Below are 12,850 nucleotides of genomic sequence, written 5' to 3'. Positions count from 1 at the left end.
GCATCGAGAATGAATGTGAACAATGAACAGAATTCCAACGATCTGACTTCAGGAAAGGGACTCATGAGTCAAAAGCTACTCGCGGTATCACCTTTGGCAGCACTGCTGCTCCTCAGTGGTTGTGCTGTAAACCCTAGCCCACTGACGATGGCAGAAATACAGCCAAAAGCAGCGGAGGACGTAAAGGAGCTCAATGCTTCACAAAACAAGATGACTGGGCTGCTGACGCCAGAAATGGCGGTGGCGCGTGCGCTTCTCTATAACCGTGATCGCCATGTGAAGACGATGCAGAGGGCGCTGCGGAGTCTGCAGCTGGATGCTGCGAACTATGACATGTTGCCGTCACTCACAGCCCGTGCGGGCTACACGACGCGCAGCGAGTATGAAGCTACGCAGAGTGTACCGTTCGTGGATGGTGAGCCAGGGGAGCCCGCCAACGACAACAGTTATAGCGTGTCACAAGAGCGCAATCGCAAGACCTATGGTGTCGATTTCACTTGGAGCATTCTGGACTTTGGCCTGTCCTACGTGCGAGCCAATCAGAGTGCCGACCAATACCTGATATCTGTCGAGGAAGAGCGTAAGGCGGTGCAGAACCTTGCACAGGAAGTGCGTACCGCCTATTGGAAGTCCGTCTCCGCTGATCGTCTGTTGAGCAAGGTCGAACCGCTCATGGTACGAGTCAACGAGTCGTTGGAGCGAAGTCGCACGATTTCTCGTCAGCGCCTCTCCAATCCGCTCGATAGCTATTCCTACGAGCGCAGCTTGCTGGATGTGAAGCGCAGCTTGGATAGCTTGCGTAATGAGCTGATTGGGGCGCGCGAAAAATTGGCTAGTCTGATGGGGCTACCGCCGACTACGCCGATCGAGCTTCCACAATATGATACGGCGCAGCTCAAAGCGCCCAAGGCCAAATTGGACGTGGCGACCATGGAGCAGACGGCGCTGCTGATGCGCCCGGAAGTATTGACAACACATTATCGTGAGCGTATCGCTCGCGATGAAGTGCGTGCATCTTTACTCAAGATGTTCCCGGACCTGAGTTTCTCGGCGAGTTATTCCTATGATGACAACCAATATCTTCTGTTCCAGGACTGGACAAGTGCTGGTGCTGCAGTAAGTTATGACCTGCTCAATGTCTTTCAAGCCAGTGCCAACAAGGAGGCAGCTGAAACAAGCGTAGAGATCACTCGTCAGGAACGTTTGGCCGCATCCCTCGCTGTCTTGACTCAGGTCCATCTGGCGCAGCTTAAGTACATGGCGGCCAATCGTGACCTCGGAACAGCCCAGAATTACCTGCAGGTATCGCGCAACATCTCGGACCTGGTCACTCAGCAGTCACGTTCAGGCAGTATTGGCGAGCTGACAGCCATCAAAGAACAGCTCAACTCCTTGATCGCAGAGCTGCGTCGTGATCTTGCATATGCACAGATTCAGAATGCTTATGCGCGTGTCTACCAGAGTATCGGTCTTGACCCTTACCCTAAACTGGAAGACAAATCTGAGCCGGCACAGCTTGCTAGTGCATTAGTACAGCGTCGCCAAGATTGGGATGATGGCCAGATAGGTGTTGTGGTGAAGCCCATTGCTGAGCAGTCTCCGGTATTGACTCAAGGCGATAATGGAGAGGCACCGTCCTTCAGCTTTGACGCCGATACCTTCGCGGTGGCGGGGCCTTTGCACTATAGCTTCTCTACCCCAGCAGGGGAGGGTCTTCCGCAATGGCTGACATTCTCTGAGGCTACGCGTACCCTCACGGCTGTACCGGGAGCGCCTGCGACGCCCGTGACCATTATGGTCAAGGCCGAGAATGACAAGGGCGTCTATGCGCTGGATCGCTTCATTCTCGCACCGGGGGATGGCCTGACAGAAATCTAGATTTCAGAAGCGAGTACCTCGTTGAGTGAGCGCCGTCTCTCGTGGGCGGCGCTCCTTTTGTTTCGCCTGCCAGAAAAGGTGACTTCACCTATGAACATCCGCGATGTACGACATCGTTACCCACAGAATTTGCGCTGTCTCGTGATGCTGTCCTGTGCCACTTTATTGATGTCGAAGGTGCAGGCATCCGAGGCCATGAACGAAGCTCAAGCAACATTGGAGCCTCAGCGCGCAGTTATCGAGGCTACTGACAGGGCCACTATCAGCAGTGAAGTGAGCGGGCGTATTGAGTCTATGACTTTTCGTGAGGGAGATGCCTTCACGAAAGGGCAGACGCTGGTAAAGATGGATTGTGGTCAGTATGTAGCCGAGCGTGACCGAGTGGGGGCCAGATTGGCCAGCGCTCGCCGCAAGTTGGAAAATAATCAGCGGCTTCTGGAATTGCGCTCTGTAGGTCAGCTGGAGGTGGATCTATCCCGCTTGTCTGTCAATGAAAATGCTGCGGAATATCAAATTGCGCGTACTAACGTGAATCGCTGTGCCATCAAGGCACCTTACGCTGGGCGTGTTGTCGAGCGTAAAGCAAATGTAGGGCAAAGTGTTCAGGCCCAGGCTGAGTTATTGGCGATCGTTGGTCAGACACTAGAAGCACGTGTGATCGTGCCTGCAGACTGGCTTTCCTGGCTCAAGCCGGGGCGTCAGGCGCAGTTGACCATCGAGGAAACCCGCGAGAACGTCCCTGCCAAGGTGACGAGAATTGGAGCGAGTGTGGATCCGGTCAGCCATACCATTCCCATCTGGGTCGATATTGAGGTCACGCCTTCGCTGCGCCCGGGCATGACAGCCTCCGCTGTTTTCACTCCGCCCATCGATGTTGCTCAGGAGCAGTAAGGTTATGCATTGGTCAGCCGGAGTGAGAAAGACGTGAGTGAGCCGAACCAGTTCGATACCCCGCGTCTGTCGGCTCTATTTGATGTCGAGCATCGGATACGCCGAGCTGAGACGCTCAAGGCACTGCGCTATGTCGCGGTCAATGAGTCCCGACAGGTCGTCGATTACCAGCAGGCTGCCATGGTGGAGAGGGCAGGGCCCAATGGATGGCGCGTCACTGCACTGGCCAATGTGCCATCGGTAGACCGCAACAGTCTCTATGTCCAATGGGTCGAACATGTCATGTGCCGCTACTTGCCAGATAGTATCGAGCCATGCGTCCTCAAGCCTCAGGGGATGGATGATTGGACGCTTGATACCTGGCGAGAAGTCTGCCCGGGTGAGGTACTACTGGTACCTTTGGAAATGCGAGAGGGTACTAGAGCATGGTTGTTACTAGCACGTGAAGCTCGTTGGCAGGCTGCGCCGATGAATCTCGCAGCGCATCTGGGAGAAGTCTTGGGTCATGCTTTGCATGCCTTCCTCGAAACTCGCAAGCGGCGTCAGTTGCGCAATTGGTTGAGTTCGTCACGTTTGTGGTGGGGGGCGCTTGTCCTTCTTCTGTTGATCCTGTGTTTACCAGTACGCCTCTCTGCACTGGCACCTGCCGAGTTGGTCGCCAAAGCGCCGCGCGTGGTATCAGCCCCGATGGACGGAGTGGTAGATCGTGTGTTGGTTGAGCCAAATGCGCAGGTAGTACCAGGGCAACCGTTGGTCAAGTTGCAGGATATTGAAGCTAAAGCCAGGTTCAAGGTGGCGGATCAGGCTCTCAATGTGGCGCAGGCGCGCTTTGAACAGGCGCGGCAGGAAGCTTTTGGCGATGCAAAGTCACGCGCCAGCATGGTGGCGCTGAGTGCCGAAAGGGATCTGCGCGAAGTTCAGCGCAGCTACGCCGAGACCCAATTGGATCAGGTGGTGCTCAAGGCGGAGAGTGCCGGGCTAGCAATTTTCGATGACCCCAATGATTGGGCTGGGCGTCCGGTACGGACAGGAGAGCGCATCATGCAGCTGGCAAATCCGGCCGAGCGCAAGGTGAGTATCGAGCTACCAGTGGAAGATGCTCTGGTGTTGTCCCAAGGAGCTCCCGTAACGCTGTTTCTCGATTCCCGTCCATTGTCGCCGATAGAAGGCGAGGTCGAGAGGGTCAGTTATAAGCCGGTGGTCAACGGCCGCGACCAGCTTGTCTATCATGTCTCGGCGACACTCAATGAGTCACCCGACTTCTTGCGTATTGGGTTAAGGGGTACTGCGCGCGTCAGTGGTGATCGCGTATCACTGGCCTATTACCTTTTCCGCCGCCCCTTGGCGGGGCTGCGTCAGGCACTGGGGGTCTAGGCCATGCATACCGGTGGGGTGCCGCTAGGTACCGGCTTGGATCAAACAACACAGGAAGAGACGAAGCCGTTACCGGAACTTCGAGCAGATCTGCGCCTGAGCCGAAGTGCGCCAGATACTGACGGAGCGCCGATGTGGACGCTGTTCGATCCCCTGCGTGGCTTGTATTTCCATCTGCACTTGAGCGGGTTGCGGCTTATCCGCTTATGGCGACATTGCTCGACACAAGGCGACTTGGTGTCACGTGCCCGTGCTGAAGGCGCCGATGTAGAATTAGATGATATCGAAGGCTTGGTACGTTTTCTGCAAGCCAATCATTTGGTTGTGGCCACATCACAGCAGGATCAGCAACGACTAAGTGATGCTGATTCCAGCCGTAAGACTAGCGGCGTCAATTGGCTCTTGCATCATTATTTGTTCTTTCGTATTCCGCTTGTGCGGCCTGATCGTCACCTAGATAGTTTATTGCCTACGGCCCGTCGACTTGTCAGCCTGCCCGCCCAAATACTGCTGCTATTTCTAGCATTGCTTGGGGGCTACTTTGTCGTTCGCCAGTGGCCTGATTTCGTTGGCACTCTATTGCGCTTTCTATCTTGGGAAGGAGTGTTCTGGTATGCACTAGCGCTGATGGTCGTGAAGTCTGCGCATGAGTTGGGGCATGCATTGGTCGCCAAGCACTATGGATGTCGAGTCCCTACCATGGGGGTGGCGTTTCTTGTCATGTTTCCCATGCTCTATACCGATGCGACGGACACTTGGCGGCTGGAGAATGATCGTGACCGCTTGAGAGTCGCCATGGCCGGGGTCATGACAGAGCTGTCTATCGCTGTGTTGGCTACTGTCTGTTGGGGATTATTGCCGGAAGGTCCCTTGCGGCAAGCGGCCTTTTTTCTTGCAACTACCAGCTGGATGACATCACTGCTGGTAAATCTTAGTCCCTTCATGCGTTTTGATGGCTATCATGCCTTGAGCGATCTCTGGGGCATTCGCAATCTTCAGCCACGTGCCTTTGCCGTCACGCGCTGGTGGCTGCGTGAGATGCTGTTTGGTTTCCGCGAAGCGCCGCCAGAGGCCTTCACACGACATCGTCGACAGTGGTTGGTGCTTTATTCAATCGGCACATGGATCTATCGATTCTTCCTCTTTCTCGGCATCGCGTTGCTGGTTTATCACTTTGCTTTCAAGGTGCTGGGTATCCTGCTGTTTGTGGTCGAGATTTACTGGTTCATCCTGCGTCCCATCATGAGTGAGGTAAGTGAAGTGAGCAGACGCCGTATCCCCTGGAATATTCGCACTGCCCTCACATGCTCGGCAGGCTGCTTGATACTTGGTCTGCTATTCATTCCGTGGCGGGGGCACGTCACGCTTCCTGGCGTGTTGGAGGCGGATGCTCATCTCGCGCTTTATCCACCAGAGCCTGCGAGGCTCAAGCAGCAACGTGTGGTTCAGGATGCCCATGTCGAGGCAGGCCAAGTGTTATATGAATTTGAACAACCGGAAATCGCGATAGGTTTGATCCAGGCCGAGCGGCAGCTTCAGGCGCTTGAAGCACGCCTAGCCCGCCGGGCAGGTTCTGCTGAAGATCTAGCACAGCAGGGGGTGCTGCGTAATCGACAGGCAGAGCTTCAAGCTGAGATCAGTGGCCTTGAATCGCGAGCGAGCTCGCTGCTAGTGCGTGCCCCTATAGCGGGGCGTGTGGATATGCCAGAGGCATTGCATGTAGGGCAATGGCTTGATTCACGTCAGAAATTGGCAGACCTAGTCAGTCAACGTAGCGTGCGAGTCAATGCCTTCGTGCAAGAGCAGGATCTGGAGCGAGTGAAGGTGGGTAGCCATGCGCGCTTTATTCCTGACGATGGCAACCACTCAAGCGTATTACTGACGGTACGCGATATCGATAATATTGGGGCAGAGCGCTTAGCCTACCCCGGTTTGGCCAGTCGTTATGGAGGGCCGCTACCAGTAGAGAATCGTCGTCGCGATGAATCAGATGGCTTGCGCCTTGAAGATGGTATCTATCGCGTCACCTTGGTGCCGGATAAGGCAGCCTCTCTGGATGCTTGGCAGGTCTATGGCGAGGTGTCTATCGAAGGTCCCGCTGAGAGCCTGGCCGGAGTCATCTTCCGCCACGCGGCAAGTGTGATGATACGAGAGAGTGGTTTCTGAGGCTGCTATGGCACTCTCGCGGCTTTACTCACGCCTGAGTGGCTTCCCATTCTCGAATCAGTACTTTCATCAACTCTTCCGCTGGAATCGCCCTGACCAGCGGGGCCCCTTTTCCCGCCCATTGCGCCCCAAAACCGGTTTCCCCTTTTGATCTGGCTGCAGCGTTGAGCGCCTTGCCGGCGGCGTAGGTGAGAGGGTAGTCCGGTGGTGTGGGGCATGATGGGTCTTCCATCAGGCTGACGAATCGATTGGCGAGAATGCGCGCGGGGCGGCCCGAGACGATCGAGGTCATGCGAGTGTCATGCGCTGCCGGTCCGGTGAGTGCGTCTCGATAGGCGGCATCGGCGCTGGATTCCGGGCAGGCGATGAAGGCGGTTCCGAGTTGGGCTGCCACGGCGCCATTCGCGAGAGCGGCGGCAATAGCCTCACCGTTCATGATGCCTCCTGCGGCAATGATCGGCAGGTGCGTGGCGTCTACCAGCTGCCTGGTCAGGGCGGCAGTGCTCAGCTGGGTATCCGCGGCTTGCGGATCGAACATGCCGCGATGTCCCCCGGCTTCAAACCCTTGCGCCACGATGGCGTCCAGACCAGCTCGTTCAATGGCGATGGCTTCCTCAAGGCTGGTCGCCGTCGCGAAAAGCGAGATGCCCGCTGTCTTCAAGGCAGCAATGGCCTGCGAAGAGGGGAGTCCGAAGTGGAAACTGACAATCGGCGGACGGGTCTCGAGCAACATCGCCAACATGTCAGGATCATCGGTAAAGCTGGTATAGAGCGCATCGAGCTGGGTAGGAGGCTCTGTGTCGAAGGCCTGGAAGTGAGGGGCCAGCCATTTGAGCCATTCCGTTTGATGTTCTGTGTCATGAATGGGTGCCTGATGCACGAATACATTGATGTTGAAGGGCTTGTCGGTCAGTGACTGCAACTCGTGGATCATGCGGCGTGCGCCTGCTGCATTTGTGGCTCCTGCTCCCAGCGAGCCCAGTCCACCGGCATTGCAGACAGCGGCCGCCAACTGTGGAGTCGAGACCCCGGCCATCGGGGCTTGGATGATCGGCAGCTCGACACCCAGCAGTTCGCTCATGGACGTGCGTTTGCTGTCGGGATTGAGGCTGATTGAGCCACTGCTTCCCGCTGCTTGCTGCATGGTGTTCTCCTCAAGCCTCCAGAATGTATGGCCTCATCGTACGCTTGACGCAACGCCGTGTGCCAGCGTGAGTTTCGGGGTTCGCCATTGTTTTCCGCGGCTTGGACCCAAGGTCTTGTTCACTGTTTATTCGAATGAGTGAATGCATTGCTCATCCTGACCCGAAAGTTCACCGGAAAAGGAAAGCACATCCATGGCACTAACCACATCTTCGTCAGCGTCCGTCTCCGAGATCATCGTCGACTCACTGCTTGAGGCCGGCGCCAAGCGTTGCTACGGCATCGTGGGTGACACCATCAACCACTTCACCGACGCCATTCGGCGCTCCGAGATGGAGTGGGTGCATGTGCGGCACGAGGAGGTGGCCGGTTTCGCGGCAGGGGGCGAGTCCTTCATCAGTGGCGAGCTTTCCTGTTGTGCCGGCACCTGCGGGCCGGGCAGCACGCACTTTCTGAATGGTCTGATCGAATCACATCGCAATGGCGCACCGGTGGTGTTCATCGCCTCGCAGATCGATACCGCCGAGATGGGCGTCGGCTTCCCGCAGGATGTGGATCAGAAGGCGCTCTATTCCCAGTACAGCGTGTTCTGCGAGTACCTGACCAATCCCGAGAATGCCCGCCGCATGGTGGCCATCGCGGCGCAGAAGGCGCTGGCGGAAGGCGGGGTCGCGGTGCTGATAGTCCCGGGGGATCTCTTCACCCAGAAGCCCAAGGGCTCGCTGCCGTGGCGTGCCCATCGCTTCGCGCCGGTGATTCGCCCCGGCGAGCAGGAGCTGGCCGCCGTCGCCGAGGCACTGAATGCGCCGGGCAAGGTCTCGATCTATGCCGGTATCGGCTGTCAGCACGCGCAGGAGGAAGTGCTGGCGCTGGCACGGCGACTCAAGGCGCCAATAGCCTGGACGTCGCGCGCCAAGGACTTCATCGAGCCCAACAATGAGCTCGAAGTCGGCATGACCGGCGTGTTCGGACTGCAGGGCGGCTACGAGGCCGTCGCAGAGTGTGACACCTTGCTGCTGCTCGGTTGCAGCTTCGCCTGGACCCAGTTCTATCCGGACAAGGCGACGGTGATTCAGGTCGATCTGGACCCCGGCAAGATCGGTATTCGCCATCCGGTGGATCTCGGGGTCGTCGGTAGCGTCAAGGACACCTGCGCGGCGCTGCTGACCCGCGTCGACCCGCGTGACGACAGCGCCTGGCTCGACAGCTGCCGCAAGAAGTATCTCGAGGCGCGTGACGATGCCGCCGTCACCTCCGATGACGAGCGTCTCATCCACCCGCAGGAGCTGACACTGGCGCTGGATCGCCACGCCAGCGAAGACGCCGTCTTCACCGCCGATGGCGGCAGCCCGATGGTGTGGTGCCTGCGCCACATTCGGGCCAACGGCAAGCGCCGCACGCTGCCGAGTTTGATGCATGGCACCATGGCAAACGCCTATCCTCAGGCCATCGGCATCCAGAAGGCCTACCCGCAGCGTCAGGTGATCGCCATGTGTGGCGATGGTGGTCTTGCGATGCTGATGGGTGACTTGCTGACTCTCAAGCAGGAGAAGATCCCGCTCAAGATCGTCATCTTCAACAACAGCACGTTGGGCTTCGTCGAGCTCGAGCAGAAGGTCGAGGGCATCCTGGATACCTACACCGAGCTCGAGAATCCCGACTTCTCGCTGCTGGCACAGTCCATGGGGCTGTGGGGGCGTCGCGTCGAAGAGAAGCACGAGCTGGATGAGGCGGTGCAGAGCCTGCTGGCCCAGGATGGCCCCGGGGTGCTCGAGGTCAAGGTCAACCGCATGGAGCTGGTGATGCCGCCGCATGTGGAGGCCGGGCAGGTCGCCTCCACCGCGCTCTACTCCGCCAAGGCGGTGCTCAATGGCCGCCTGGATGACGTGGTTGACCTGGTGCGCAACAACTTCACCAAACGCTGAACAAATGACGTGAGCCGGTAAGCGGCTCAGTTGTCTGTGCGAAGCTGATGCGAAAGAAGGCCCCGACCCTGTGGATCGGGGCCTTCTTGTGGGTGCGGCTATCGACCTTTGACTTAGGTCAGCTCATTACGTAGCTCAGCTCATGGCGTTGTTCACTTCCAGACCTGGGAAGCGAAGCCGCGCCAGTAGTCATCCATGTCGCGATAGCTGGTCATGTCATACAGGCTGAACTTGCGATTGAGGCGTGCGCCACCATCTCGGGTCAGCGGGTTCCAGGCCAGGCCGACAGTGTCGCGGCTGGAGTGCATGAAGAACGCATCCAGCGGCAGCACGATGTAGAGGCCCTTGTCGAAGCTACCCTCGCCGAAGTCGTCGCCGGCATCGGTGAAGGTGGCCCAGGCGCCCATGCGTGCGCCATTGGCGAAGCCGCGTGAGACATCCAGCGTCATGCCGACATCTTCTGCCAGGTAGCGGCCGAAGCTGGCCTTGGCCAGTACGTCTTCATAGCCGGTATCCCAGTAGATGCTGGCATGGCCAGTGGTGGTCGAGTAATCGCGCAGGCCGAACTGTTGATCGAACTCGCGCTGCTTGACCCAGTTCACATCGACCCCGTAGGCCAGTGGTGAGCCGAGCGGGCGGTAGAGCACCTCCGCGCCCACACCGGCATACATCATCTCCAGAATGCCGCCGTAGGCCATGCCGTACCAATCGCGCCCGAACTGGTGAGTGCGGGTGTACTGCAGGTTGTCGATGCCGACGTCGGTCTCTTCGATATAGCGACCGATATAGGAGCGCACCCTGGGCAGCTTGGAGTCCGAGATGTAATCGAACTTGTCGAAGTTGTCGAACAGGGTCAGCTGTGCCGAACCGGAGAGCCAGCCGTGACGATCGGTACGCCAGGCAGCGGAGCCGCGCAGATAGGCCTGATACAGATAGCCATCCGGACCGCCGATGTTCTGGTTGAGGCCAGGCGAGAAGCCGGCACTCCAGCGATCATTGGGATTCTCGAGCAGTACCTTTTCACCGCTGTAGCGGGCCGCACCTTCGTCATCTCCATCGGTCGGCTCGGTAGCCGCCAATGCATAGACGCTGTGGGTATAGCGCAGCTGCTGGCGCGCATCGTGTCCGGCGCTGACGACATCGGCGCGCGAGTGGACATCTTCGCGCGTGTCCAGGCCGCCAGAACGCAGGCGGTAATGGAAGCTCTCGAAATAGTCATCCATCCGGTTGTGCAGCACGCGGTTGGCACGCCCTTCGGCCTGAGCGGTGGAGCGGAAACGCGTGCTCTCGCCACTGACGATCAGAGCCGTTCCCTCACGTGAGAGGCTATCGACGCGAATGCCCGATTGCGCCTGAATCTCGCGGGAGAGCTCAGGCCAGCTGACCTGGTTGCGCGTGGGGGCCTCGGCATTCAGGCGCTCCGGCGGGCTATCCAGTTTGGCCTGCGAGAGCCCGGCGAGATCCACCCCGAAGTTGACGCCGAACATCGCGGTATTGCCACGCTCCCAGCCGGCCTTGACGGTCAGGTTGTCGGTCACGCTCAGGCGGGCACCCAGGTTGATCGGGCTGTCCTGCTCTTGATCGTTGTCCTGCGGCTCGCTCTGATAGTCATTGCCATCCAGCTCTGCCATCAGCACCAGCGGGTCCCACGGTGTCTGCCATTCCACGCCGCCGAAGATACCGACATCACCCTTGAACAGGCTGTTGAGGGAGAACTCACCGCCCTGATCACCGCCGGTCTCGCCACGCCCGGGGCGGTCGTTGTAGCTGTCACGCACCCAGCCGAGCGGGTTGCTGATATCACCGCGTGAACCGAGATAGCCCCAGCCAAGCCCCAGCGTGAAGTCGAGGTCATACCAGCGCTTGCTGGCGACCAGATACTCACTGCCGAACAGGCTGGTACCGCCCATGTCGCGCAGGCCGACTGCGACTTCGGGCAGATAGCGACTCTCTTCCCACAGACGGAACTTGGCGTCGACACCCTTATCCAGGTAGTCACGGTCACCGGCGATGGCTTCGCCATATAGGCGGTTGGTGACTTCCGTGTAGCGGAAGCCGACCTCCAGCCAATCGAGCGGCTGCAGGCTGACGTTATAGCGTCGATACGGTTCGACCTGGCTATAGGAGAAGTGAATGCTGCCCGGTTTCTGCATGCGCGCGGTCGGGGTCTGCATCAGGCCGACGCCACCGAAGTCCGATTGCCCATGCCCCAAGCCACTGAGACGTGTCTCGATCGGCTGCGGGCCATCCAGCAGGCCGGCATAGCTCATCGGGGCCAGCAGCACGCCCGCACTGAGCATGGCCAGCTGCCGTATGGCGCGCGTCAAGGGAGTGAGCCGGGCACGCACCGGCGCCATGGAAGTGAAGTGCGAAAGATCCATGCTGTCTGCTGCCATCCTTTGCCTGCCTGAGCACGAGGCGTCCTGCTGTGTCATTGTCACGTCGCTCATGGAGTGTCGCCCTGAGGGAGCGAGCCACTGTCCTTGTCATCGCGGTGATCACTGTCATCACTGTCAGCGTATTGCCGCGCTACCTGTAGATAGTCGCGCTGCTGCGGCTCTCCCGTGATGGCATCCACGCTGCGGCACTCCTTGCCCGGCCATTGCAGACTCAACCACTCGGGCAGGCTGCGATTGACCCAAGCGGCGGCCGCCGAGATACGCGGCATGTTGACCACGACACGGTCTCCCGGCGCCAGCGTATAGGGCTGGTCATTCCAGGCGCTGATGCCGCGGACGATGATTCTGCCGCCCAGCGTGATGACACTGGCGTGTTCCGAGTCCGCCTGCGCGCCCGGCAAGCCAGCGATGGCGTCGTGCAGCGTCAGGCCGGGGCGCCAGTCCAGCTGACGCACGCCAACGGCACTCCAGAGCTGAATGCGCGTCTCGGCCTGACATTGGCCTATCCAGTCACCCGTCGTGAGCGTGATGTCCAGGCGCGGAAAACGCCACAGGGCGATGGGATCGATCCGCCCGACCTGACGCCCCTCGATCGGCGTGCGGCCGATGATGCGCATCCAGTGCTTGAGGCCTTCAGCCGACAGCCGATCATCAAAGACGGCCTGCGAGCTCAGTTGACGCAGCTCGAAGTACAGGCGGCGCCCCAGCTCACGTGTCCTGTCGCGTGTCTGCTGGGTGGCCACGAACGCATGCGGCCACTCGATACCATTGGCATTTGTCAGCACGCCGAGCTGGCGCGATAGCGCCTCACTGATGGGCAGAGTCTGGGCGCTGGCCTCCTGGTCTTGGGGCGGGGCTGACGATGATGCCGGAGTCTCGCTGGCCAGCGCTGTGCCAGGCAGCAGGAGTGCACCCCAAGCAGATGCGAGCATCGCTACGCCAAGGGCGATCTTCAGACGTTCATGCAGATAGCTTTTCACGACACCTCGACGGGCAAGAGACACGACACCTAGATGGACAGAAGACACACTGCCGACTCGTGCAGCCGGGGCGGCATGATCATGGCGCTGAAAG

The 12,850-nt window shown here is 59.0% G+C and carries 8 protein-coding genes; 5 read left to right on the top strand and 3 right to left on the bottom strand.

Annotated features, from left to right (window positions below; all coding sequences use genetic code 11):
- Positions 1-9 precede the first annotated feature (9 nt).
- The 4 genes from H2O77_RS11230 to H2O77_RS11215 all read left to right on the top strand — a co-directional run bounded on the left by H2O77_RS11230 (position 10) and on the right by H2O77_RS11215 (position 6,309).
- Entirely contained in the window at positions 10-1,878 is a 1,869-nt protein-coding gene (locus H2O77_RS11230) for a TolC family protein (protein ID WP_215823081.1), read from the top strand.
- 21 nt (positions 1,879-1,899) lie between these two features.
- On the top strand, positions 1,900-2,769 hold the full coding sequence (locus H2O77_RS11225) for an efflux RND transporter periplasmic adaptor subunit (RefSeq protein WP_215823080.1): 870 nt from the start codon (positions 1,900-1,902) through the stop codon (positions 2,767-2,769).
- 33 nt (positions 2,770-2,802) lie between these two features.
- A complete protein-coding gene (locus tag H2O77_RS11220; protein WP_215823079.1) occupies positions 2,803-4,143 on the top strand; it encodes an HlyD family efflux transporter periplasmic adaptor subunit in 1,341 nt (446 codons plus the stop codon).
- A gap of 132 nt (positions 4,144-4,275) precedes the next feature.
- Entirely contained in the window at positions 4,276-6,309 is a 2,034-nt protein-coding gene (locus H2O77_RS11215; RefSeq protein WP_215823078.1) for an HlyD family efflux transporter periplasmic adaptor subunit, read from the top strand.
- Between the two features lie 28 nt (positions 6,310-6,337).
- On the opposite strand, the gene H2O77_RS11210 is transcribed toward H2O77_RS11215, so the two are convergent.
- The gene (locus H2O77_RS11210) at positions 6,338-7,453 is read right to left on the bottom strand and encodes a nitronate monooxygenase (protein WP_240548588.1); all 1,116 of its coding nucleotides are present in this window, start codon (positions 7,451-7,453) and stop codon (positions 6,338-6,340) included.
- Between the two features lie 193 nt (positions 7,454-7,646).
- Here H2O77_RS11210 and H2O77_RS11205 point away from each other — a divergent pair, with 193 nt between their 5' ends.
- Positions 7,647-9,377: a thiamine pyrophosphate-dependent enzyme gene (locus H2O77_RS11205; RefSeq protein ID WP_215823077.1), complete on the top strand. Its 1,731-nt coding sequence runs from the start codon at positions 7,647-7,649 to the stop codon at positions 9,375-9,377.
- Positions 9,378-9,529: 152 nt separating this feature from the next.
- Here the strand turns inward: H2O77_RS11205 and H2O77_RS11200 are convergent, their stop codons facing one another.
- Both H2O77_RS11200 and H2O77_RS11195 read right to left on the bottom strand, forming a co-directional pair.
- A complete protein-coding gene (locus tag H2O77_RS11200; RefSeq protein WP_240548587.1) occupies positions 9,530-11,758 on the bottom strand; it encodes a YjbH domain-containing protein in 2,229 nt (742 codons plus the stop codon).
- 65 nt (positions 11,759-11,823) lie between these two features.
- Positions 11,824-12,756: a capsule biosynthesis GfcC family protein gene (locus tag H2O77_RS11195; RefSeq protein ID WP_215823076.1), complete on the bottom strand. Its 933-nt coding sequence runs from the start codon at positions 12,754-12,756 to the stop codon at positions 11,824-11,826.
- Positions 12,757-12,850: the final 94 nt, after the last annotated feature.

The organism is Cobetia sp. 4B (genome assembly GCF_018831605.1).
In the GTDB taxonomy this organism is placed as follows: Bacteria; Pseudomonadota; Gammaproteobacteria; order Pseudomonadales; family Halomonadaceae; genus Cobetia; species Cobetia amphilecti.
Note: the sequence above shows the minus strand (reverse complement) of the source record. Positions and strands in the feature narration are given on the sequence as shown.

What these genes read in the sequence shown, in the direction of transcription:
- H2O77_RS11230 (WP_215823081.1), top strand. Translation starts at nt 10, where the DNA reads ATGAATGTGAACAATGAACAGAATTCCAACGATCTGACTTCAGGAAAG.
- H2O77_RS11215 (WP_215823078.1), top strand. Translation starts at nt 4,276, where the DNA reads ATGTGGACGCTGTTCGATCCCCTGCGTGGCTTGTATTTCCATCTGCAC.
- H2O77_RS11205 (WP_215823077.1), top strand. Translation starts at nt 7,647, where the DNA reads ATGGCACTAACCACATCTTCGTCAGCGTCCGTCTCCGAGATCATCGTC.
- H2O77_RS11210 (WP_240548588.1), bottom strand. Translation starts at nt 7,453, where the DNA reads ATGCAGCAAGCAGCGGGAAGCAGTGGCTCAATCAGCCTCAATCCCGAC.
- H2O77_RS11200 (WP_240548587.1), bottom strand. Translation starts at nt 11,758, where the DNA reads ATGGATCTTTCGCACTTCACTTCCATGGCGCCGGTGCGTGCCCGGCTC.